General features: G+C 59.6%; 22 protein-coding genes, 1 tRNA gene and 1 riboswitch. Of the genes, 6 read left to right on the top strand and 17 right to left on the bottom strand.

Annotation, left to right across the window (positions count from 1 at the left end; translation table 11 throughout):
• Positions 1-228: 228 nt before the first annotated feature.
• The 3 genes from ACLB1Z_RS08140 to ACLB1Z_RS08130 form a co-directional block, all read right to left on the bottom strand.
• Positions 229-654: a GFA family protein gene (locus ACLB1Z_RS08140; protein WP_409562854.1), complete on the bottom strand. Its 426-nt coding sequence runs from the start codon at positions 652-654 to the stop codon at positions 229-231.
• Positions 655-867: 213 nt separating this feature from the next.
• A complete protein-coding gene (locus ACLB1Z_RS08135) occupies positions 868-1,077 on the bottom strand; it encodes a ChaB family protein (RefSeq protein ID WP_409562853.1) in 210 nt (69 codons plus the stop codon).
• Between the two features lie 173 nt (positions 1,078-1,250).
• The gene (locus tag ACLB1Z_RS08130) at positions 1,251-1,496 is read right to left on the bottom strand and encodes an EF-hand domain-containing protein (protein WP_409562852.1); all 246 of its coding nucleotides are present in this window, start codon (positions 1,494-1,496) and stop codon (positions 1,251-1,253) included.
• A gap of 260 nt (positions 1,497-1,756) precedes the next feature.
• Between ACLB1Z_RS08130 and ACLB1Z_RS08125 the strand changes: the two genes are divergently transcribed.
• Positions 1,757-2,014 carry a hypothetical protein gene (locus ACLB1Z_RS08125; protein WP_409562851.1) on the top strand — a complete coding sequence of 86 codons (258 nt, stop codon included), beginning with the start codon at positions 1,757-1,759 and terminating at the stop codon, positions 2,012-2,014.
• Between the two features lie 92 nt (positions 2,015-2,106).
• Here ACLB1Z_RS08125 and ACLB1Z_RS08120 read toward each other — a convergent pair whose 3' ends face one another.
• Complete coding sequence (locus tag ACLB1Z_RS08120) at positions 2,107-2,301, bottom strand: hypothetical protein (RefSeq protein ID WP_024275625.1); 195 nt, start codon at positions 2,299-2,301, stop codon at positions 2,107-2,109.
• 487 nt (positions 2,302-2,788) lie between these two features.
• Between ACLB1Z_RS08120 and ACLB1Z_RS08115 the strand changes: the two genes are divergently transcribed.
• Both ACLB1Z_RS08115 and ACLB1Z_RS08110 read left to right on the top strand, forming a co-directional pair.
• Positions 2,789-3,196, top strand: a complete 408-nt coding sequence (locus ACLB1Z_RS08115; protein ID WP_013947007.1) for a hypothetical protein — start codon at positions 2,789-2,791, stop codon at positions 3,194-3,196.
• 12 nt (positions 3,197-3,208) lie between these two features.
• Positions 3,209-3,736 carry a hypothetical protein gene (locus ACLB1Z_RS08110; RefSeq protein WP_013947006.1) on the top strand — a complete coding sequence of 176 codons (528 nt, stop codon included), beginning with the start codon at positions 3,209-3,211 and terminating at the stop codon, positions 3,734-3,736.
• Positions 3,737-3,793: 57 nt separating this feature from the next.
• On the opposite strand, the gene ACLB1Z_RS08105 is transcribed toward ACLB1Z_RS08110, so the two are convergent.
• From ACLB1Z_RS08105 to ACLB1Z_RS08095, 3 genes are all read right to left on the bottom strand, one after another.
• A complete protein-coding gene (locus ACLB1Z_RS08105) occupies positions 3,794-4,156 on the bottom strand; it encodes a hypothetical protein (protein WP_409562850.1) in 363 nt (120 codons plus the stop codon).
• 390 nt (positions 4,157-4,546) lie between these two features.
• Positions 4,547-6,094 (bottom strand): murein biosynthesis integral membrane protein MurJ, encoded by a 1,548-nt coding sequence (gene murJ, locus ACLB1Z_RS08100; RefSeq protein ID WP_409562849.1) that lies wholly within the window; start codon positions 6,092-6,094, stop codon positions 4,547-4,549.
• A gap of 151 nt (positions 6,095-6,245) precedes the next feature.
• Positions 6,246-6,320, bottom strand: a tRNA-Lys gene (locus tag ACLB1Z_RS08095).
• 279 nt (positions 6,321-6,599) lie between these two features.
• On the opposite strand from ACLB1Z_RS08095, the gene ACLB1Z_RS08090 reads away from it, so the two are divergent.
• The gene (locus ACLB1Z_RS08090; RefSeq protein ID WP_409562848.1) at positions 6,600-6,794 is read left to right on the top strand and encodes a hypothetical protein; all 195 of its coding nucleotides are present in this window, start codon (positions 6,600-6,602) and stop codon (positions 6,792-6,794) included.
• Between the two features lie 140 nt (positions 6,795-6,934).
• Positions 6,935-7,840 carry a DMT family transporter gene (locus ACLB1Z_RS08085; protein WP_409562847.1) on the top strand — a complete coding sequence of 302 codons (906 nt, stop codon included), beginning with the start codon at positions 6,935-6,937 and terminating at the stop codon, positions 7,838-7,840.
• Here the strand turns inward: ACLB1Z_RS08085 and tgt are convergent.
• The 10 genes from tgt to ACLB1Z_RS08035 form a co-directional block, all read right to left on the bottom strand.
• Positions 7,806-9,008, bottom strand: a complete 1,203-nt coding sequence (gene tgt / locus ACLB1Z_RS08080; protein WP_409562846.1) for a tRNA guanosine(34) transglycosylase Tgt — start codon at positions 9,006-9,008, stop codon at positions 7,806-7,808. The genes ACLB1Z_RS08085 and tgt overlap by 35 nt on opposite strands.
• A 38-nt stretch (positions 9,009-9,046) precedes the next feature.
• Positions 9,047-10,213 (bottom strand): alpha/beta fold hydrolase, encoded by a 1,167-nt coding sequence (locus ACLB1Z_RS08075; RefSeq protein ID WP_409562845.1) that lies wholly within the window; start codon positions 10,211-10,213, stop codon positions 9,047-9,049.
• Between the two features lie 106 nt (positions 10,214-10,319).
• Positions 10,320-11,423 (bottom strand): tRNA preQ1(34) S-adenosylmethionine ribosyltransferase-isomerase QueA, encoded by a 1,104-nt coding sequence (queA, locus tag ACLB1Z_RS08070; RefSeq protein WP_409562844.1) that lies wholly within the window; start codon positions 11,421-11,423, stop codon positions 10,320-10,322.
• A 318-nt stretch (positions 11,424-11,741) separates the two neighbouring features.
• Positions 11,742-12,146: a DUF423 domain-containing protein gene (locus ACLB1Z_RS08065; RefSeq protein ID WP_409562843.1), complete on the bottom strand. Its 405-nt coding sequence runs from the start codon at positions 12,144-12,146 to the stop codon at positions 11,742-11,744.
• Positions 12,146-12,622 carry a peptidylprolyl isomerase gene (locus ACLB1Z_RS08060; RefSeq protein ID WP_409562842.1) on the bottom strand — a complete coding sequence of 159 codons (477 nt, stop codon included), beginning with the start codon at positions 12,620-12,622 and terminating at the stop codon, positions 12,146-12,148. Before ACLB1Z_RS08060 ends, ACLB1Z_RS08065 begins: the two co-directional genes overlap by 1 nt.
• Positions 12,623-12,756: 134 nt before the next feature.
• The gene (locus tag ACLB1Z_RS08055; protein WP_409562841.1) at positions 12,757-13,296 is read right to left on the bottom strand and encodes a peptidylprolyl isomerase; all 540 of its coding nucleotides are present in this window, start codon (positions 13,294-13,296) and stop codon (positions 12,757-12,759) included.
• Between the two features lie 396 nt (positions 13,297-13,692).
• Complete coding sequence (locus ACLB1Z_RS08050) at positions 13,693-14,082, bottom strand: MGMT family protein (RefSeq protein ID WP_409562840.1); 390 nt, start codon at positions 14,080-14,082, stop codon at positions 13,693-13,695.
• Positions 14,083-14,091: 9 nt separating this feature from the next.
• A complete protein-coding gene (gene coaD, locus ACLB1Z_RS08045) occupies positions 14,092-14,595 on the bottom strand; it encodes a pantetheine-phosphate adenylyltransferase (protein WP_409563242.1) in 504 nt (167 codons plus the stop codon).
• 240 nt (positions 14,596-14,835) lie between these two features.
• Entirely contained in the window at positions 14,836-16,656 is a 1,821-nt protein-coding gene (locus ACLB1Z_RS08040) for a methanol/ethanol family PQQ-dependent dehydrogenase (RefSeq protein WP_409562839.1), read from the bottom strand.
• 231 nt (positions 16,657-16,887) lie between these two features.
• A riboswitch (Fluoride riboswitch) is annotated at positions 16,888-16,950 on the bottom strand.
• Between the two features lie 189 nt (positions 16,951-17,139).
• Positions 17,140-17,514: a c-type cytochrome gene (locus ACLB1Z_RS08035; RefSeq protein ID WP_409562838.1), complete on the bottom strand. Its 375-nt coding sequence runs from the start codon at positions 17,512-17,514 to the stop codon at positions 17,140-17,142.
• Positions 17,515-17,935: 421 nt separating this feature from the next.
• On the opposite strand from ACLB1Z_RS08035, the gene gyrA reads away from it, so the two are divergent.
• On the top strand, positions 17,936-20,686 hold the full coding sequence (gene gyrA / locus ACLB1Z_RS08030) for a DNA gyrase subunit A (RefSeq protein WP_409562837.1): 2,751 nt from the start codon (positions 17,936-17,938) through the stop codon (positions 20,684-20,686).
• Positions 20,687-20,818 lie beyond the last annotated feature (132 nt).

The raw sequence follows: 20,818 nt of genomic DNA, 5'->3' as shown, positions 1-20,818 counted from the left end.
TGAAATGCTATGAGACCGTGCGCCGCCGCGGCACGAACCAGTTTCGCTGCCTTACATTCATCGCATGTTCATCGCGGCCGTATTGCGGATTGCCACCTCTCTCGACTTGCCGACACACCGCTTCGAACGTCATCGCGACGCGCAGCTTGCAGCCGACATCCACAAAGGAAAAAGCGCCCGCCGAAGCGAGCGCTCATCATCGAAAGTGCGAGCCGCAAAGGCCAAGCCTCACTCAGCGATAACCTCGCCCGAGCCGCCGAACTCCTTCGGGAAATCCTTGAGCTTGGGAAGCCCGTCCTTCATCGGCAAAACCGTCTCAGCATAGTTCACATGAACTTCGGGTTTGAAAGCCAACGTCGGCAGTATCGCCGCGTAAACGTCGACAAGCCCAAGCGGGGGATGATTAGTCATCACGTGCCCGCCGCATTTCGTACAGTACTGCCGCTGGCTCACCGGTGTCTTCTGATACATGCCGATGAATTCGGCGCCTTCCGTCACCTGGACCGCATCCGGCTTCCACAGCGTGAATGCATTGACGGGCCCCGCCGACCACGCGCGGCACGAATTGCAATGGCAATAGCCCATCGCATCAGGCGCGCCTGTCGCCTCTACCTTTACAGCTCCGCAAAAACACTCACCTTTGTATGTTGGCATTTCCTCAACCTCATTTCCGCTTGGGCAGGACAATGCCGGACATATATCTCAGCGAGGAAAATTCAGTTCGGCTTTTTTGTAGTCCCTAGTTTGCAAGAAGCTGAAGTGCCGCTGCGCCGAAATCGGATTTTAAATCCGCGCCCCTTGCGAGCAAAACCGGCAGCCCCCGTAAGGTCGCGGCGCCTCAGCTCGATTGCCCATTACAAAGCCCTATCATCCGGGGACTCCGCGTGGCACCCACTGCCCACCTTCCTTGACGTACATGCGCTTCACCGCCGCCCAAGCTACGCGGAAAGCCCGCTCCTCATCGCCGCCGTATTCGTCGAAAGCCGAATTGAAAGCGGCGCGAAAAATGTCTTGCGCATGGTCCGGTAGATGATCGCGCACCGACGGCGGCAGATCGTCATTCACGGCATAGGGCATGGGTGCCTCATAAAAATGAAACCGCACCAGAAAGCCTTGCTGGCAGGAAAAGCTTCCCCAGCAAGGCTGACGTCCATTGACGCCTTTCACGCCGTCGGCGCAAGGCGTTCGTGCCGAGTAAGGGCTATGAGAAAATCAAAAAGCCATTAGGCCAACGTATTGCACGTCGCCGGTCACTTCGTGACTAATCCTTTCGCGCAACCCGCCTTGAACTCTTCCCAGTTGATCGCGCCGTTGTGGTCAACGTCAACCTGATCGAAACTTGCGATAAAAGGTTTCGCAGTGTCTGCCGTGAGATCAACTCCGCCTGCTGCCTTCCAAGTCGCTTCGCAATCGGCGTCGCTCAATGGCGTTTGCGCCTGCGCTGAAGCTGCAACGAACAAAGTGGCGAATGACAAAATGAAAATGCTACGACGCATGAAACTCTCTCCCTAGTAAGAAACAAACGCACAGCATGTATATCGACGCACCATTCTTGAGTGGATGTCGTCGATGAATGATCGTGCATTTCGTATGGCAGGGCGCAATCAAGTTTTCGTCGAATACCAGACATTATGCCGGTTCAGCGCAATTTCCTTCGCAAATTTCGATTTTGCATTGCACACAGAGCAAGGGCTGGAACCCCGCCAGCGACGACACGTTGATCCTCCGTATCCAAATAAAAACGATGGAGGAAAACATGGCTCTGTGGTCAGACCCGCGCTTTTCCGACACTGAGAAGCGCAATCAGCAACAGCGAATAGAAGATCCGTTCGATAAAGCCGGTATCGGTCCGGGCTTCATGATGTTCGCAGGTGCCGCATTCGGCGTCGTCCTTTTGGCAACCCTCATCAGCCTGGGACATCCCGAACGCCCGACGACGCTGGCCGACCGTTCGCTGGATCAGCCGATACAATCGCAACCGGCGCATCAAGGCCCGCAGGCGCCCCGCGAATGACGGCGTTTGAGCCGGGCGACGATCGCGTCGTCCGGCTGCTTTAATCTACAAGTTGAAAATTCGATTTGCGCCGCAGCGCCATCACTAGCGATTTAGGCGGCCTTGCGAAGCACCGACGCCCGCAGCTTTTCCGGATCGCGCTCGCCGTGATCGGCCAAGTCGAACAGGCGCTCGATGATTTCTTCGACATCAGGGCTGTCCGGCGACGCCTGAGCCTCAGCGATGATCTCCTGGAGGATGCGCTGAACCTCGGCAAGTTCATCGGAACTGTACGTGCAAAGTGCCATAACGCTATACGCGCATCTCGCGCGGCCTCATGAAATTTAAGCGGCGGGTCATGCAGCGCGGCCCGCAAGTTGTCCATGCACGCGATTGCATGGCTGATCTCACGGGAATGCGGCCCAAGACAGGACTGCCGGTAAACGTTCGTCGGCCCAGCCGACCAACTCAGACGACAAGCCGAGCGTCGCTTTTCGCCACCCGCAGATGCTAATTGACTGGTCCACATTGCATTTGTCGGTTGGTCCGAACCTTACCGAACTGACGACAACTGATTAAAATTGTGCGCTAACCGCTCGCAAACGCGCATGCTCAAACAGGCAGTTTGTCGACTATCGCTGAGCACGCGTGTGCTTTCGCCGCGATGAGAAACTTGCTTCCTTTTCCTTTACCAACGCTCTGAATGGAGCACGTCCGCTGGCGCGCGGCTTCCTTGACTGGCCTGGAAAACCAATCAGACTGCGTCTTTTCAAATAAAAAATATTGGGAGCGATCATGCCAGTACGAAAACCCGGTACAATCTCCGCCAGCCTCATAATTGTTATCCTCGTCGCGACGGCTATCGGCGCGCTCATAGGTTTGGTGCTGAGCGGCACAGAATTGAGTTCACGCACAATCGCGATCATTGCCGGCTTGGTTGCAACCACCGTGGCCAGCATCATCCGCTATAAAGTGATTTTTCTTGGCGCCGGATTTGGTGCTGACGACACGCGCGTGCCGGGTCTTGTCGTCACGTATTCGGCCATAGCGTCAATTGCCGGAAGCCTGGCGGCACACGACCTTTATGGCGACGTTCTTGGCCAAATGCCCGTTTTGCTCGGCGCGCTGGCGGGACTCTTTTCGGCCATCATCATGGCCATGCTGATGATCACCTATCATACGAACACGCATTATAACCAATAGGGTGTGAGCGTCATGTCATTCTCAAACAAGGACGAAAGAAGCCTTCTGAGCCACGACGAATATGAAGTCGTTAAGTCGTCACATCACCCGGCAATTTATGATCTCGACAAAGACGGGCTTCGGAACTTGGCCCAGCGACTTGAAGGATTTCGCGACAAAGAAAAAACTTTCACGCGCCAAAAGCGTCGCGAGACAAAGGGTACCGCGGATAAGCGCGGCAAGAGCTTTCCAGGTACCGCGGAACATCCCGCAAGACGAAAGCAGGTCTTCGCCCATGCTCTGAAGCGCGTGAAAAAAGAGCGCGCCCTTATCTATGCGCTAGAAGTCAAAGCCGACCACGTCGAAGCGGCACATCGGGCGCTGGCGCTTCACCGGGAAAACAAATTTGCTCACCATCCCTCTGGCGGACAAACGGCGGGTGCCGGTCAAAAGGACAAGGGCGGCGCGCCAAAACGTGTTCGCACGCCCGGCGCCAAGATCGGCAGCATCCTCAAAGCGAATGCCAGAGCGCAGGCCAAACGCGATCAACGGCCAAACTAGCCAAACGAATGAAGAGCGTCGGCCATTGGTCCGGTCGGCCGACGCCTCAACACGTCCTCACCATCCCACATATAGCGAGTCATACGGACGCCCATACCTGACGGCGCCATAGGGTGGGTAGACGGCAGGGCCAGGATAGTAGCGAGGGCCAGGGTAATAGACGACGGGAGGCGCATACGCGACCGGCGGCGGCGGCGCGTAATAGTAGGGCCCGTAAGCAGGATAAGCCGGATAAGATGGATAGTATGCGTAATAGCCGGGATACCAGTAGCGGCGATGGGTGACCTTCATCGCGACACTCTGATGTTTAGGCATCGGCGCCACGAAATCCGCAGCCGCAACAGAACTGACCGAAGCGAAACTTCCAAGAGCAGTAAGGACGCCAGCAAACACACTTGCTGCCAAGATCACTTTACGCATGGAACACTCCCAGACGTTATGGGTCCCCGTCCAGCGCGCACTAACAATCTGCCACTCGCGATTTTCTGTCAAAGGGTTTGCGCGCCGCAAATAGACGAGCGGCGCCTAGGGGCAAAGTGATTGTAATACCGGGGGACTTGGGGGCGTCGGCCTTCGGGGGGGACGGCCGACGCCTGAGCTGGTGGCACGGGGGGAGTGCGAAACCAGCTTTCGCGTCTGAGGGAATGGACGAGACGCGCCATCCTATTAATCTTTATACTGAAGACTTCCCTAAAAATTGTCCGATTGCGTCACGCAACATTCCAGCCGCGCCTTCCGCGCAGGCAATTCAGCCACCGGACTGCGCTGAGATCGATCAGCACGAACGAGGCCGCGCGTAATGGTGTTCGATCATTCGGATCGACCGGCAGCCGGCACTTCTCCGGCAAATTTTCCGAGCGGAAGACGCGTCCGAAACATCACGACCGCGATGACGTATGCGAGCCCCGAGCAACCGATAGCAGCAGCCAGCGCGGCGATGTCCGCGAAATGCCCCGGAACAAGGGTGGCACCAATTCGAGCGCCTAACCACGCGCCTCCTCCGGCCGCCACAGCCGCTAACAGTGCAGGCCCCAGCGCTCTGACGAAAATCTCTTCGATCGCTAACAATGCGCGGCTCCGGCCAAGCCATGTGAGTATGGCGACATTCATCCAAGCGCCTAACGCGGTTCCAAGCGCGACGCCTGCCACGCCGAGATCGAAGCCCCAGACAAACACGACCTTGAGGATGATATTGAGCACGATCGACGTCACGGTTGCTCGCGCAGGCGTAAGCGTGTCGTGCCGCGCATAAAAAGTCGAAGACACGATGCGCACGAGTGCCATTGCCGGAAGCCCGGCGCCGTATGCGGCGAGCGCGGATCCCGCAAGCTCCGCCGACCGCGTGTCGAACGCCCCATGCGCGAACACCGCTCGCATGATGGTATCGGGGATCGCGATGAACACAAATGCGAACGGCAAGGTCAGCAGCAACGTTAGCGCGGCAGAACGATTTTGAGCATTGTCGGATCCGGCACGGTCGTTTCGCGCCAATCGCACCGACATTTCGGGCAGCAGGACGGTCCCGAGAGCGATGCCGAGAACACCGAGCGGCAACTGATTGATACGATCCGCATAATAAAGGGCAGTCCGGCTTCCTGTCGCGAGATAGCTGGCGATGACGAAGTCGATAAGCGGCGCCACAACCACGCTGGCCGCCCCGACCGTGACGATCCCGAGAGCCTTGAAGAATTCAGCGACCTCCGGCGTCCATCGCGGTATCGCGAGCCTGACGGAAAGCCCGTCCCGTCTCGCCGCCCAGAGAATGAACACGAGCTGGCAAAGCCCGCCGATCAGAACGCCCCACGCTGCAGCGTACGCGGCATTAGGAAACCAGCTCGATGCGAGCAGTGTCGCGATCATCGATAGGTTCAGGAAGTTCGACCATGCTGCAGCCGCCCAGAACTTTCCGATCGCGTTGAGCATCGCCGATAGCTGAATCGCGACGACCGTCAGAATGAGGTATGGAAAGGTGATGCGCGCGAGACTGGCCGTCAGCGCAAGCTGTTCGGTTGTATAACCAGGCACAAGGAAGTGCACGAGCAGTGGCATGGCAACGAGCGCGCCTACCAGCAGCACCGCCTGAGCAGCGATCTGCCACGTGAAGACTTGATTTGCGAAACGCTGAGCCGCGTTCAAGTCGCCTTTTGCGTGAAGCGCTGCATAGCGCGGAAGGAAAGCAGGATTGAGCGTCCCTTCTCCAAAAATGGCGCGGAAATAATTCGGAAAAAGAAACGCGAACAGGAACGCATCCGAGAGCATGCCTTTGCCCAGGATCCACGCCATGAGCACGTCGCGCGCGAACCCGGTCATGCGCGACAGAAGCGTAAACCCGCTGACCGAAAGCAGCTTTCTCAGCATTGTAGCCCGACATGCTGCGAGGCTAGGTTGGGCACAGCCCCGGATTTGCGAAACAAGCGATTACTGTCGCTGTAGCACTCTTGATACGGCGGCCCCTCGGATCTGCCCCTGGATCGCACTCGCCTCGAAAAGACTAACCCATTGATTCTGGTGGTGAGCCCGGTTGGGATCGAACCAACGACCCTCTGATTAAAAGTCAGATGCTCTACCGCTGAGCTACGGGCCCTTTATCACACCAAACCAATGACTTAGACAGAATGCACTGCCAAGCTTGATCCCGGCCCTAAGCCACACCGCATCCACCGCATGGGGATGGGCACGTCGCGCGCCGAAGCGTGCTTATAGAAACGACCTTCGGAACCCGCAACCCTCATTCTATCAGCCCTTCTGGCGGATGGTCGCAGCCCCGCAAGAAACGCGGGTGGCTCCCGCAGTTGCGGCGCGCTATATCACCGACGAACTGGGCGCCTGAGATGCGCGCCACCTCTAACGATTGGAAATGACTATGGCAGACACCAAGACCCTTGCCGAAATTGAGCAGCGCATCGCCATCCTCCGCGACAACCTTCGCGAACTCGTCGAGCAGGCTGCCGGATTCTCTGGAGCGGCCAACGAAGAACTGACTGCCGACCGCATCAATGAGCAGCAAGCCGAACTCGACGAACTGCTCAAAAAACGCGATGCAATGACCAAGTCCTAACGGGCATCGCATAAGCCACGCTTTCCCTGCGTCCGCCAACGCGCTGACGCAGGGCCTCGAACACGGAACCGAATGATGGCGCTCGCCGGTTGCCCGGCGTGGCTGAGCCGCGCACACTTTATCGCAGAAGCAATCTTCCGATGCCCGATCGCCTGAAGGCCATCCTCCTCGTCTGCGCCGGGGTCATCCTGTTCTCGGTTCTCGATACGACCGCGAAGTACCTCGGCACGCGGCTCGGCGTCCCGGTTTCGCAGATCGTATGGATGCGCTTCTTCAGCCAGATCTTCTGGATCACCGCTCTGCTCGGCCCCGCGGGAATGCTGAGCCTCTTCAAAACAGCGAGTGTAAAGCTTCAGCTCACCCGTTCGACCTTGATGGTGCTGACGACGCTTTTGAACTTCGTGGCCGTGAAATACCTGCGCCTCGACCAGACGCTGTCGATCACGTTCCTGACGCCGCTCGTCGTTGCGGCATTGGCGGTGCCGTTGCTCGGCGAGCATGTCGGCTGGCGCCGCATGATGGCGATTGCGGTCGGCTTCATCGGCATCCTGATCGTCGTGCGTCCCGGCTTCACCACGATCCAGCCGGCATTCGCTTTCGCGTTCGGGTCGATGTTTGCCTATTCGCTGCTTTTGATCGTCACGCGCAAGCTTTCGATGTTCGACCCGCCTCTGGTCACGCTCAACTACGGCTCGATCGTCGGCCTCGTGGCCGCAGCTCCGTTCGCCTTTCACGACTGGATCTGGTTCCCGAGTATCGAGATATGGACGATGCTGCTCCTGCTCGGCGCACTTGGCGGCGGCGGTCACTTCCTGCTGATCCAAGCCTACCGGTTCGCGCCGGTCTCGGCGGTGACGCCCTTCATCTACGTCGAGCTCATCAGCATGATCGCACTGAGTTACCTCGTGTTCGGCGATAAGCCCGACCAATGGAGTTTCATCGGCTCGCTCGTCATTGTCGGCTCAGGGCTTTACCTGATCCATCGCGAGCGCATCGCGCATAAGGAAAACCTCATGGCGCTGGAGCCGATTGAGGAGAGGCGATGATCCGCGCCTTCGTCTCTGTCGCCCAGTCATCGAAGCGCCCTTCGGCGATTGCCGCGCGCATCGCGGCCATCAGGTCCTGATAGAACACTGTGTTGACCCATGACAGGATCATCGCGCCAAGAAATTCGCCCGACTTGATCAGATGGTGGACATAGGCACGCGAAAAATCCTTCGCTGCCGGACACGAACTGAACTCATCGAGCGGCGCCATATCCTCCGCAAACTTCGCATTCCGAAGGTTAAGCGGACCGCCCCAGGTGAAGGCGTAGCCGTGCCGCCCGTTCCGCGTCGGCATCACGCAATCGAACATATCAACGCCGAGCCGCACGCTTTCGATCAGATCGAGGGGCGTGCCGACGCCCATCAGGTAGCGCGGCTTCTCAGACGGCAGATGCGGCAGCGTTTCGCCGAGCGTCGCAATCATCGCCTCATGCCCCTCGCCGACCGCGAGACCACCGACTGCGTAACCCGGAAAATCCATCGCGACGAGCGCATCCGCCGAGCGATGGCGAAGCGGAATATCGGTGCCGCCCTGCACGATCGCGAACAGCGCCTGCCCCGGCCCCGCACCGCCCGACGAAAGTTGCATCTCGAAGGCGCGCTTTGAGCGCTCGGCCCAGCGCAGCGACAGTTCCATCGCGCGCTCGACTTCTTTGCGCTCGGCCGGAAGCTCGATGCATTCGTCGAACTGCATCTGAATGTCGGAACCGAGCAGACACTGGATCTCGATCGAACGCTCCGGCGACAGCATGTGCCGCGAGCCGTCGATATGCGATTGGAACGCCACGCCCTCTTCCGTGATCTTGCGGATCTTGCCGAGGCTCATCACCTGGAAACCACCCGAGTCCGTCAGGATCGGCTTCTCCCAGCGCATGAACTTGTGCAGTCCGCCGAGCTTCGCCACGCGCTCCGCGCCCGGCCGCAGCATCAGGTGATACGTGTTGCCGAGCAGAATGTCGGCGCCCGCATCGCGCACCTGCTCGGGGTACAGCGCCTTCACAGTCGCGACCGTGCCCACCGGCATGAACGCCGGTGTGCGGATCACACCCCGCGGCGTATGGATCTCACCGAGCCGCGCCTTGCCGTCTTGCGCCAGCTTCCGGAATTCGAAAGCCGAAGGGCCTTCCGACACCTTGGAAGATGGCGTATCAACTTTAGTCGTTTGCATTCAAATCTCTTCATGCGCCGGCTCTCGTCCGGCCGCTTTTATTTTCCGATTTTTTCGACGACGGCCTTGCCCGGCTCAACGACGATAGTGCTGATATTCGGAGCCGCATCGCTGTGTGCAAGGTCCGATGTCGGCGCGCCGGTCTTGATGAAAGAATCGATATCCTTCGCCACCGTCTCCGAAGCCGACCATTGAATGTTGTGACCGATGTCGCTCTCCTGCGCCCCTGAAGCAGGCAGCGGCAGCTTACCGTATTCCTTCCAATAGAAGGTCAAACCGGTCTTCGCAGCGGCATCCTTGAGCGACGCTTTGATCTCGTCCTGGTCTTTCGCAAGGTAGATGCTGTCTTGCGTCGCCCACAACACGAGTGTCGGCACCGACATGCTCTTCAGGCGCTCGGTATTATCCTGCGCCAGTAGCCCGCGCGTTGCACCAATCCACGTCCCCAGACGGGTCTTCGCCGTCTCTGGCGTATAGGGTTTAAGAAACGCGGGCTGAGCCGCCGGATCGAGCGTCCAGTTGGCCGCGATCCATTCCATGGCTTTGGGATCGGCGTCGAGCGGCGTCAACTCGTAGACGCCGGCGGGAAATGCCAATCCTTTCGCTTCCAGAGCTTTTTTCCACGCGCCTTCGACCGTCTGCTTCAGCACGAAATCGCTGAGCGCCGCATTGCCGACGCTCTTCGCTCCGGTCGCGACAAGAATGGCATGCCCCACCATCTCCGGATGGCTGAGCGCGATTTCCTGGACGACGAACGATCCCATCGAATGCCCGGCCATATCGGCCTTGGCAATTCCCTTCGCCTTCATGAAAGCAACGACATCGCCTGCCAGATCCGATATGCGATAGCATTTTTCAGGATCGGGCGCGCACGCTTTGGCGTCCGGCATGCTGCTTTGGCCATGCCCGCGCAAATCAACGGCGATGATGTGAAAGCTAGGGTCGATCTTGTGAAGATCATCCATCGACAGTGACCACGAACGGACACTATCGGTCAGTCCGTGAATGAGAAGAACAGGTTTGCCATCCGCGGGGCCGACTTCGATGTAGGCCATGTCGATCCCCGTCGGCAGCTTCTCGACGCAGCGCGGCGTATCGACGGACGTACATGCCGCGCTTTCCGCCCGAGCGTTTTCGCCGGCGCACGGGAACATGCCCGTCGTCAGAATTGCGATCGCGCTAAGTCGGAGCAGAAGGGCACGCATATGAGATGTCATCGAGGCTCACAGGAACGAGGCGGATTGCCGGGATTAGCACTCCCAAGTTTAGCAATGCGATTTGTGCAAGAGAAGTAGCGCCGACGATGCAATATTAACCGCCCGTGTCGCGAAACAGCAGGCTCGCGTCGCCGTAGGAATAGAACCGGTAGCCAGACTGGATCGCGTGTCCGTAGGCTGCGCGCATCGTGCCGAGGCCGGAGAATGCTGAGACCAGCATGAACAACGTCGAACGCGGCAGATGGAAGTTCGTCATCAGCACGTCAATCGCCTTGAAGCGATAGCCGGGCGTAATGAAGATCGCGGTCTCGCCCGACCACGGCATGATCGTGCCATCCTCGCGCGCCGCGCTCTCGAGCAACCGAAGCGATGTCGTGCCGACCGCCACGATTCGCCCGCCCCGCGCACGCACTTCATTCAACGCAGCCGCAGTCTCAGGCGAAACCTCGCCCCACTCCGAATGCATCTTATGGCCATCGGTATCGTCCGCCTTCACCGGCAGGAACGTGCCCGCGCCGACATGCAGCGTCACGAAATGGCGCGAGACGCCACGCGCATCGAGTGCTGCAAAAAGCTCCGGCGTGAAATGCAGACCGGCGGTCGGCGCCGCGACCGCGCCGTCCTTGTCAGCATAGATCGTCTGATAGGTGTCGCGATCGCGCGCATCGGGCTCACGCTTCAGCGCAATGTAGGGCGGCAACGGCATCGCACCGATGGCCGCAATCGCCTCATCGAGTACCGCGCCGGACAGATCGAACGCCAGCTCGACTTCGCCCGCATCGCCTTTCGCTGCAACCGTGGCATCTAACGCACCGAGCATGCACGTATCTTCGCCATGCCCGAAGCGAACCCGGTCGCCGGCTTCGAGACGTTTCGCCGGCCGCGCAAACGCACGCCACGTGTTGTCGCTCACACGCTTCGTCAGATTGAAATCGACCTTGGCGCGAACATCGCCGCGCACCCGCACCCCTGACAGCGCCGCCGGGATGACCTTCGTATCGTTGAAGACGAGCGCATCGCCCGGCTGCAACAGGCTCGGCAGATCGCGAATGGTTTTGTCTTCGAGGTTGGCGTCGTCGCGCGCGCAACTGCCCTTCACCGGATGCACGACGAGCAGCCGCGCGCTATCCCGCGGCTCGGCCGGATACAGCGCGATTGAGCTGTCTGGTAAGACGAAATCGAAAAGATCGGTACGCATGCGCGGGACTTACCCGATCATCGGCCCTGGCGGAAGGCGCGAAACACTCCACCATTAATATCGGGTCCACGAAGGTCGCGGGCGACCATTATCCCTGCAACGTCATCCCGGCGCAGGCCGGGATCCAGCCAAACAGAAACAGGTCATTGGCTGACCATTGCCTCGATGCCGACCTTCGTCGGCATGACGGTGTTGAAGGCGACAGCCTATCCTTGCGTGGCATCCTCGGGCTTGTCCCGAGGATCCATCAGGCAGCGACACCTGAGGGAACAAGTTATTTGCTCTCTCAGTCTCTCCCTTGAGGAGAGCACGCGCGCATCAATTCCGCCCGCGGCTGCAAAAGCCCGCAACGGCGACGAGCACCCAGCTCAGGATCATTCCCGAGCCGCCGATTGGCGCCAGGAACCGGAACGACGCGTTGTCTGTAAACGTGTGAAACGCGATCTCGCCGGTAAACACCGAGGCCGCAAGTAGCATCAGCAGCGCCGCCGCCGACCAAAGCTTCGGACATGCGCTACGAATGGCGACCGCAAAAATCCCGACTGCCGCCGCCGCGTGAAGCGTCAGAACCGTCGCGGCCGTCGCCAGCGCAGGGCTATCGACCTTATGCGCCGCCGCGGCCGAAAGCGCGACGCCCGCAGCGCCCGCGAGCCCGGCCCATACCGGAATGAGAAAAGGCGCACCCGCTGGCGCGCCTTTGCCGTTATCGCCGGGCGCCGCCATCAGGCAGCATCCGCCGCGACGCGGACCTTAATCATCTTGTCCGGGCTCTTGGGCGGCTCGCCCTTGTTGATCTGATCGACATTATCCATGCCCTCGATCACCTTGCCCCAGACGGTGTACTGCTTGTCGAGGAAGCGCGCGTCATCGAAGCAGATGAAGAACTGGCTGTTGGCCGAATTCGGGTTCGAAGCCCGCGCCATCGAGCAGACGCCACGCACATGCGGCTCAGCATTGAACTCTGCGGGCAGGTTCTCATACGACGATCCGCCGGTGCCGCGACCCTGCGGGCAACCCGTCTGCGCCATGAACCCATCGATCACGCGATGAAACACGATCCCGTCATAGAACCCCTCACGCGCCAGAGTCTTGATGCGCTCGACGTGCTTCGGCGCCAAGTCCGGACGAAGCTCGATGACGACAGGCCCCTTGCTCGTCTCGATCAGAAGCGTGTTTTCGGGATCTTTGTATTCGGCCATTTCGGAAAGTTCCTTTCTTTTCTTCCCCTCTCCCGTCCAAGGCGAGAGGGCTAAGCTGAGGGGTGGCAGCGACACGAAATAACGAGCCGCCCCTCGTCAATCTGCCAAGTGGCAATAGGGAGAAGGCGATTCAACTACTGAACGTAGACCTTCTGCATCACGTCGGGATTGGTCACTGTGCCCGAGCCAGGCTCACCGCGCTTGATCATGTCGACATACTGCATGCCCTCGATGACCTGCCCGAAGATCGTATACTGGCCCTTCAGACCCGCGCAGCCAATGCTGTTGAAGCAGATGAAAAACTGACTGTTTGCAGAGTTCGGATCCGACGACCGGGCCATCGCAACCGTGCCGCGCTTGAATTCCTCATCGGAAAATTCCGCCGGAAGATCGGGAAGCTTCGAGCCGCCCATGCCCGTGCCGGTCGGATCGCCGGTCTGCGCCATGAAGTCGTCGATGACGCGATGCCATTTGATGCCGTTATAGAAGCCCTGGTTGGCGAGCGTCTTGATCTGTTCGACCGTCTTGGGCGCAAGATCCGGCCGAAGCTGAATGACCACCTTGCCGTTCTTGAGCTCGATGACGAGCTTGTCGCCGTCGGCGCGTGCCGTCGAGCCTGTAAACACGCTCGCCATCAGCAGCGAAGCGAGAACGAACGATAAAAACCGAACCATGGCGTTCCTCGTGGATGAATGATTTCGCCAGGCTTTTTCCGGGCCAATCCCGGCCGCCTAGCGCCGCGGCGGGCAGTGTTGCCGCCCTTATGGCGATTTGACGGCTAAGCCGCAACCCACAAGGCGGAATTACGTATTCGACGCCTCTCCAACAAGGCGAAGGCCGGGATGCTGGTAAACCGAAATATCGGTCATGTTGGCCGTTGTCTGGGTGCCGACCTCCGTCGGCATGACGGTGGTTGGGAGCAACCGCGCTTTTCCCGTCATCCTCGGGACGAGCCCGAGAACGATAAATTTGCGCAATACACCAAACGTCATCCCGGCGCAGGCCGGGATCCAGACAAGCTTCCGCAGAGCATTCTTACGCTGCTTGGGTGCCGGCGCCGGTGCCTAGCCTTAAGGCCGATCTTTCATGCCGCGCGAACGCCCGCCCATCTTCGACGGCTCTTCAGGTGCCTTTGCAAGCAAAGACTCGTCGTCGAACCCCGAGATCATGTGCCGTTCGAGATCCTGGACTATTCCGGCCGGCGAAACCGTCACGCCCTCTCGCACCAGCCGCGCAAACTGCTGATCGCGATGCGGTCCGCGCCCGATGGCGCCGCCTTTGGCGACCACGCGATGCCAAGGCACAAGATCGCGTTCGTCTTCGGAAAGCTGCCCCATGAGCGTGACGACGAGTGGTGCGGGAACTCCGAGTTCACTCGCAAGCCTGTCGGATGAGGCAACTCGGCCAAGCGGAATTTTTCGCAACAATTTCAAAAGTTCGGCTTTAACGGGGAGCACCATATGAGTGCCTTAGCGAGGTTTGGCGGCCTTCGCCTTGAGGCGCTTCAGCACGCCTTTCGAAACGAACGGCGAGGGATCGCCGCCCATCGTCGCCACAGCCCGCACGAGGTTCGCCGCGATGTGCCGCACGGCAGGAGACGCCGCAACATAGACCGTCTGGATTTCCGGCGCCATTTCGCCGTTCATCCCAGCCATCTGCATTTCATAATCGAAGTCGGTGCCGTCGCGCAGACCGCGAATGATGATCGACGCCTTGTGCGTCCGCGCCGCATCGACCGCCAGCCCCGAAAACGTCACGACCACAATCTCGGTCTTAGTCGCCTCGACGATTGGCTGCACTTCTTCTTCCAGCATCGCAACGCGTTCGCTGTCGTCAAACATCGGCGCTTTGCCCGGATTGACGCCGATGCCGATGACGAGCCTGTCGAGCAACCCCGCGGCCCGCCGGATGACGTCAGTATGCCCAAGCGTCACGGGATCAAACGAGCCGGAATAAAAACCAATGCGAGCCATATGCGCCTTCACCATTCAGGAATGTCCTGAATAGCCTCTGCCCCTCCCCTTGCCCAGAGGGCCAGACGACGTTTCACCAATAGGATGAATAAATCCGCGTGGCATTTCGCAGGACTTAAACGGCGGAGGTGGCCCCGCGATCACATTCGCGCGGAGCCACATCGCCAAAGGACCGGCACGTTCGAAAACGCGCCGGCCAAGTTGCTCGCAGCCTATGACGTTTCTGTCACGGAGGAAGCGCTAAGGCAGCGAGAAGACAGTCAGAGAACCGCCGAGGTTGGTGTAGTCCGACAGGCCCGAGTAGCCACCGACGGCACCGAGCCCATCGGTCGGGTTCGTCAAGCCGGCAGCGAGACCGATACCGGCCCAGCCACCAACGCCCGAAAGCACAGCAACGTACTGCTTGCCATCGTGCATGTAGGTCATCGCGTTACCGATAATGCCCGACGGCGTCTTGAACTTGTAAAGCAGCTTGCCGGTCTTCTGGTCGACGGCCTTGAAGTAGCCTTCGAGCGTGCCGTAGAAGGCAACGCCGCCGGCCGTCGTCAGAGCACCTGACCACACCGAGAACTGCTCCGGATCCGACCAGACGATCTTACCCTTAGCGCCATCCCACGCGATGAAGTTACCCATGCGCTCCGGCTTATCCGGGCCAGGGAACATCGAAAGCGTGGCGCCGACGTAAGGCTGACCGGCCGTGTACGAAACCTTGAACGGTTCGTAGTCCATGCAGACGTGGTTCGTCGGCACATAGAACAGGTGAGTCAGCTCCGAATAGGAAGCCGGCTGCTGATCTTTCGTTCCGAGAGCCGCAGGGCAGATGCCCTTCGTGTTAAAATCCGTACCGTTCGCGAACGTCGAGTACTTCTTCACGCGGATCGGACGGCCGTAGTTCGGGCTCGACTTGTCGAGATCGATGCCGGTCGCCCAGTTGACGATCGGATCATACTTCTCGGCAACGAGCGGCTCACCCGTGACGCGATCGATCGTATAAGCAAAGCCGTTACGGTCGAAGTGCGTCAGCGTCTTGTGCTCCTTGCCCTTGATGTTCATCGTCGCGAGCAGAGACTCGTTGATACCGTCATAGTCCCACTCGTCGAACGGCGTCATCTGGTAGGCCCACTTGGCGATACCGGTGTCGACGTCGCGCGCGAAGTAGGTCATCGACCACTTCTGATCGATCGGCTTGCCATCCGGTCCCGCACGCTGAGCCGCGTTCCAGGTCGAAGGGTTACCCGTGCCGTAGTAGATCAGGTTTAGTGCCGGATCGTAGGACATGTAGCCCCAGGTCGAACCGCCACCGATCTTCCACTCATCGCCGTTCCAGGTCTTGAGCGAGGAGTCTTTGCCGACCGGCTTGCCGAGCGACATGGTCTTCTCCGGATCGACGAGGATGTCGGAGTCGGGACCCATCGAGTAGGCGCGCCACACCTTCTTACCGGTGTTGATGTCGTAAGCGGTCAGATGGCAGCGAACGCCGAATTCGGCGCCCGAGATGCCGATGATGACCTTATCCTTGACGACAAGCGGAGCACCCGTGCCCGTCTCGCCCTTCTTCGGATCGCCGTCGACGACCTTCCACAGTTCCTTACCCGTCTTCGCGTCGAGAGCGACGAGGGCGGTGTCGGCCTGATGGAGGAAGATCTTGCCTTCAGCGTATTGCACGCCACGGTTGACCGTGTCGCAGCACATGACCGGAATAACCGACGGGTCCTGCTTCGGCACGTACTTCCAGATGATCTTCTGTTCGTGCGCGAGATCCAAGGCATAGACGATGTTCGGAAATGCCGTGTGAACGTACATGACATCGCCGACGACGAGCGGACCGCCTTCATGGCCGCGAAGCACACCGGTCGAGAACGTCCAAGCCACTTTGAGTTGGCCGACGTTTCCGGTGTTGATCTGGTCGAGCTTGGAATAGCGATGACCGCTGTAATCGCCCGACTGAATGGCCCAATTGTTGGGGTCTTGCGAGAGTTTAATCACGTCCTCGTTGGCCCAGGCCGGCGACGAAATTGCCAGCAGAGCAACGGCGGCCGTGGAGCTAGCCCACTTCCTCATTACTTCCTCCATGTGCTAGCGTCGCTTATCGCGACGCAGCTGAGCCCACTCGGCCGTCGCCGGGAGGATGAAGGAGTTTCAGAAGAGAGGGGTTGCAAGCGTGGAAAGCTCAACCACTCGACTGTCTCCTCCATCCCCCCGACTTCTGAGTTGATGAAAGAGACACGCCTCTCCCGTGGCAGGAAAATAGAAACGATCCTACCGCGGCCTCACTCAAAGAATGAGGACATCAACGCAGTAGGAATCATCAGCCATCGGGGCGGTTTTACGGGAGATTCCATTCCCAGGCCGGGAACATTGAGCAATGCAATCACGAAGTCAATGCAAATTGTCACGTCTGCGCGAACATTCGTGATTGACAGTGAGGCCGGCTGGGCCACAGCGCAAATACGACTGGGCGCAAATCAGATGCTGCGGACCGCAAGAATTAAGCAGGCCGAATTCACCGCCAACGGATTAAATTCATTCTCACCGCGCGCAAGTTCACTTCGGATTGCTCTTCAGAAAATCGATGATCTGCTTGCGCGTCGCCGCGTCGCCGACGCCGCTGAACGGCTTCATGTTGTTATTGGGAACGACCGCATTCGGGTTGGTGATGAACTTATCGAGCGTCGCCTCATCCCATGTGATGCCTGACGACTTCATCGCATTCGAATAATTGAACCCCTCAGCCGTTCCTGCTTTGCGACCGATAATGCCGTGCAAGGTCGGGCCGAGGCGATTGTCGCCCTCCTTCCACGAATGGCAGGTCCGGCAATTGTTATTGAACGCTTCCGGCCCAACCTCTTCCGCCGCAAACGTCGTCTCGATCAGCATCGGCGACAATGCAATTGCACAGCCAGCGAATATCGCGCGCATCACAGTCCTCCCTCCGGCGCTGCGCCGGATGTTTTGCTTTTTGCAACTTGTTCCTGCTTCGCCAACGCAGTGAACGAAATGCCGTTCCGCGTGAAAAGCCGAGGCCTTCAGCCGTCGCGAAAAACGCCCGCAGGCGGCCTGTGGAGGCGTGGGCCGCGTAGTCTTCAGCGCACCGATTCTGCCACCATTCCACGCCGTTCGCCGCGATCTCGCCAGCGCTTCACGGCGGCAATCGCAACACGCCCAAACATGACTCCATAACCATTTGATATGAAAGAGATTTTCTAAATTCTGTGGAGCCGTGGCACGACGCCGCGCAGGTGGCATTCGGTTTCCGTTTCGGCTACAGTATAAGCACTGGTTTCCCGTCGGCCGCTGGTGCGTATCACCCCCGCCGATCTCATCCCGGAAAGAGCTGACTTTGACCGACAATAACGACGAAGAAAATCCGTCCGGCCGCGAGCCGAGCGACATCCGCCCGATCTCCATCTCGGACGAGATGAAACGCTCCTATCTCGACTACGCGATGAGCGTCATCATTTCCCGCGCGCTCCCTGACGTGCGCGATGGCTTAAAGCCCGTCCACCGCCGCATTCTCTTCGCGATGAACGAACTCGGGCTCGACTGGAACAAAAAATACGTCAAGTCGGCGCGCATCGTCGGCGAAGTGATGGGCAAATATCACCCGCACGGCAACCTTGCGATCTACGACGCGCTCGTGCGCCTCGCGCAGGATTTCTCTATGCGCGTGCCCCTCGTCGACGGCCAAGGCAACTTCGGCTCCATCGACGGCGATCCGCCTGCAGCCGAACGCTACACGGAATCGCGTCTCGCCAAAGTCGCGGGCTTCATGCTCGATGACCTCGACAACGACACCGTCGATTATCGCGACAACTACGACGGTACGATTCAAGAGCCAACCGTCCTGCCCTCGAAATTCCCGAACCTGCTCGTCAACGGCGCAGGCGGCATCGCGGTCGGCATGGCAACCAACATCCCGCCGCACAACCTGGGCGAAGTCATCGATGCCTGCATCGCCGACCTCGACAATCCCGAGGTCAGTCTCGAAGACCTGACCCAGATCATCCAGGGCCCGGACTTCCCGACGGCTGGCATCATCCTCGGCCGCGGCGGCATTCTCAATGCCTACCACAAGGGCCGCGGCTCGATCATCATGCGCGCCCGCGTCAAGGTCGAGAACATCCGCAAGGATCGTGAGGCGCTCGTCGTCACCGAGATTCCGTATCAGGTCAACAAGCGCACGCTGATCGAAAAGATCGCCGATCTCGTGCGCGACAAGAAGATCGAAGGCATCTCCGATCTTTGGGATGAATCAAACCGCGAAGGTATCCGCATCGTCATCGAATTGAAGCGCGATGCCGTCGCCGACGTGGTGCTCAACAACCTCTACAAATATTCCGACCTGCAGACGACGTTCGGCGCCAACATGCTGGCGATCAACGGGGGCCGCCCGGAAAGCCTGAACCTCAAGGACTTCATCTCGGCCTTCACGAGCTTCCGCCAGGAAGTCGTGACGCGCCGCATCAAGCACTTGTTGAACAAGGCCCGCGCCCGCGCTCACGTCCTCGTCGGCCTGGCCATCGCCGTCGCCAACATCGACGAAGTCATCAAGCTCATCCGTTATTCGGCATCTCCCGCCGAAGCCAAAGAGCAGTTGATGGCGCGCGACTGGCCCGCGAAAGATATGACGCCGCTGATCGAGTTGATCGCTGATCCGCGCCACAAGGTTTCGGCCGAAGGCACGTATCGCCTCTCGGAAGAGCAGGCCAAGTCGATCCTCGAACTGCGCCTCGCCCGCCTCACCGCCCTCGGCAGAGACGAAATTTCCGACGAGTTGAACAAGATCGCGATCGAGATCAAAGAATACCTCGCGATCCTCGCTTCGCGCGCCCGCGTCGTCGACATCGTCAAGGGCGAGCTGCAGTCGATCAAGGACGAATTCGCGACACCGCGCAAAACCGAGATCATGGATTTCGACGGCGACGTCGAAGACGAAGACCTCATTCAGCGCGAAGACTGCGTCGTGACTGTCAGCCACAAGGGCTACATCAAGCGCGTGCCGCTCGCCGCCTATCGCGCCCAGCGCCGCGGCGGCAAAGGCCGCTCCGGCATGTCGACGCGCGACGAGGATTTCGTCACGCAGTTGTTCGTTACCTCGACGCACACGCCCGTGCTGTTCTTCTCCTCGCGCGGCATGTGCTATCGCATGAAGGTTTGGCGCCTGCCGGCTGCATCGCCGCAATCTCCGGGCAAGGCGCTCGTCAACCTGCTGCCGCTGGAAGAAGGCGAAGCCATCACCTCGATCCTGCCGCTGCCGGAGGATTCCTCCACCTGGGGCGACCTTGAGCTGATCTTCGCCACCCGCTCCGGCAACGTCCGCCGCAACGCTCTGGCCGACTTCGAGAACATCAATCGAAACGGCAAGATCGCGATGAAGCTCGACGAGGGCGACCGCATCGTGCAGGTCGCCATCTCGACACCGAACCAGGACGTGCTGCTGACCAGCGCGGAAGGCCAGTGCATCCGCTTCCTGATCTCGGACGAGATCCGCCTCTTCAAAGGGCGTGACTCGACCGGCGTTCGCGGCATCAGGCTCGACGACGGCGACGAAGTGATCTCGATGGCGATCCTCAATCATTTTGAGGCGCCCGCCGAAGAACGCGCCGCCTATCTGAAGCAGGCGAACGCACTTCGCCGATCGGAAGATGCCGAGGACGCCGAAACCGTTCCGGCAGAGAGCGACGGCGAGGAAGCCAGCGGCGACGCCATCACACTCACGCCGGAGCGCTTCGCAGAAATGCAGGCTGCCGAGCAGTTCGTGTTGACGGTGTCGAACAGGGGCTTCGGCAAGCGCTCGTCGTCATACGAGTTCCGCACCTCGGGCCGCGGCGGCAAAGGCATCGTCGCGATGGTCGCGAACGAGCGCAACGGCCGCCTGCTGGCCTCGTTCCCGATCGGTGAAAACGACCAGATCATGCTGGTGACGGACGGCGGCCAGCTGATCCGCTGCCCGGTGCACGACATCCGCATCGCCGGCCGCAACACGCAGGGCGTCCGCATCTTCAAGACCGACGCGGATGAAAAGGTCGTCTCGGTCGAGCGCATCACCGAGGAAGAGGCCGAAGAATCGCAGGAAGCCGTCAGCGAGTAATCGCTTCACGCCACAAATGTCATGCTCGGGCTTGTCCCGAGCATGACTGAGCGGAAGCGCAACGACACCTCAGGCACGACGTCGCCCCGGCGAAGTCCGTCGTAGACGGCCGCCTCCGCGGCCATGACGATT

Origin of the sequence: Hyphomicrobium sp. MC8b (assembly GCF_905067615.1) — a bacterium.
Classification (GTDB): domain Bacteria; phylum Pseudomonadota; class Alphaproteobacteria; order Rhizobiales; family Hyphomicrobiaceae; genus Hyphomicrobium_B.
The sequence above is the reverse complement of the archived record's forward strand: the minus strand, read 5'-3'. Positions and strand labels throughout refer to the sequence as shown.

Coding starts and splice junctions, on each gene's coding strand:
- ACLB1Z_RS08060 (WP_409562842.1), bottom strand. CDS start 12,622: ATGGCCGAATACAAAGATCCCGAAAACACGCTTCTGATCGAGACGAGC.
- murJ (WP_409562849.1), bottom strand. CDS start 6,094: ATGCTGAGAAAGCTGCTTTCGGTCAGCGGGTTTACGCTTCTGTCGCGC.
- ACLB1Z_RS08130 (WP_409562852.1), bottom strand. CDS start 1,496: ATGCGTCGTAGCATTTTCATTTTGTCATTCGCCACTTTGTTCGTTGCA.
- ACLB1Z_RS08075 (WP_409562845.1), bottom strand. CDS start 10,213: ATGCGTGCCCTTCTGCTCCGACTTAGCGCGATCGCAATTCTGACGACG.
- ACLB1Z_RS08035 (WP_409562838.1), bottom strand. CDS start 17,514: ATGCGCGCGATATTCGCTGGCTGTGCAATTGCATTGTCGCCGATGCTG.
- ACLB1Z_RS08110 (WP_013947006.1), top strand. CDS start 3,209: ATGTCATTCTCAAACAAGGACGAAAGAAGCCTTCTGAGCCACGACGAA.
- ACLB1Z_RS08065 (WP_409562843.1), bottom strand. CDS start 12,146: ATGGCGGCGCCCGGCGATAACGGCAAAGGCGCGCCAGCGGGTGCGCCT.
- queA (WP_409562844.1), bottom strand. CDS start 11,423: ATGCGTACCGATCTTTTCGATTTCGTCTTACCAGACAGCTCAATCGCG.
- coaD (WP_409563242.1), bottom strand. CDS start 14,595: ATGGCTCGCATTGGTTTTTATTCCGGCTCGTTTGATCCCGTGACGCTT.
- ACLB1Z_RS08115 (WP_013947007.1), top strand. CDS start 2,789: ATGCCAGTACGAAAACCCGGTACAATCTCCGCCAGCCTCATAATTGTT.
- ACLB1Z_RS08120 (WP_024275625.1), bottom strand. CDS start 2,301: ATGGCACTTTGCACGTACAGTTCCGATGAACTTGCCGAGGTTCAGCGC.
- ACLB1Z_RS08085 (WP_409562847.1), top strand. CDS start 6,935: ATGCCCGATCGCCTGAAGGCCATCCTCCTCGTCTGCGCCGGGGTCATC.
- ACLB1Z_RS08055 (WP_409562841.1), bottom strand. CDS start 13,296: ATGGTTCGGTTTTTATCGTTCGTTCTCGCTTCGCTGCTGATGGCGAGC.
- ACLB1Z_RS08125 (WP_409562851.1), top strand. CDS start 1,757: ATGGCTCTGTGGTCAGACCCGCGCTTTTCCGACACTGAGAAGCGCAAT.
- ACLB1Z_RS08040 (WP_409562839.1), bottom strand. CDS start 16,656: ATGAGGAAGTGGGCTAGCTCCACGGCCGCCGTTGCTCTGCTGGCAATT.
- ACLB1Z_RS08105 (WP_409562850.1), bottom strand. CDS start 4,156: ATGCGTAAAGTGATCTTGGCAGCAAGTGTGTTTGCTGGCGTCCTTACT.
- ACLB1Z_RS08090 (WP_409562848.1), top strand. CDS start 6,600: ATGGCAGACACCAAGACCCTTGCCGAAATTGAGCAGCGCATCGCCATC.
- ACLB1Z_RS08050 (WP_409562840.1), bottom strand. CDS start 14,082: ATGGTGCTCCCCGTTAAAGCCGAACTTTTGAAATTGTTGCGAAAAATT.
- ACLB1Z_RS08135 (WP_409562853.1), bottom strand. CDS start 1,077: ATGCCCTATGCCGTGAATGACGATCTGCCGCCGTCGGTGCGCGATCAT.
- tgt (WP_409562846.1), bottom strand. CDS start 9,008: ATGCAAACGACTAAAGTTGATACGCCATCTTCCAAGGTGTCGGAAGGC.
- ACLB1Z_RS08140 (WP_409562854.1), bottom strand. CDS start 654: ATGCCAACATACAAAGGTGAGTGTTTTTGCGGAGCTGTAAAGGTAGAG.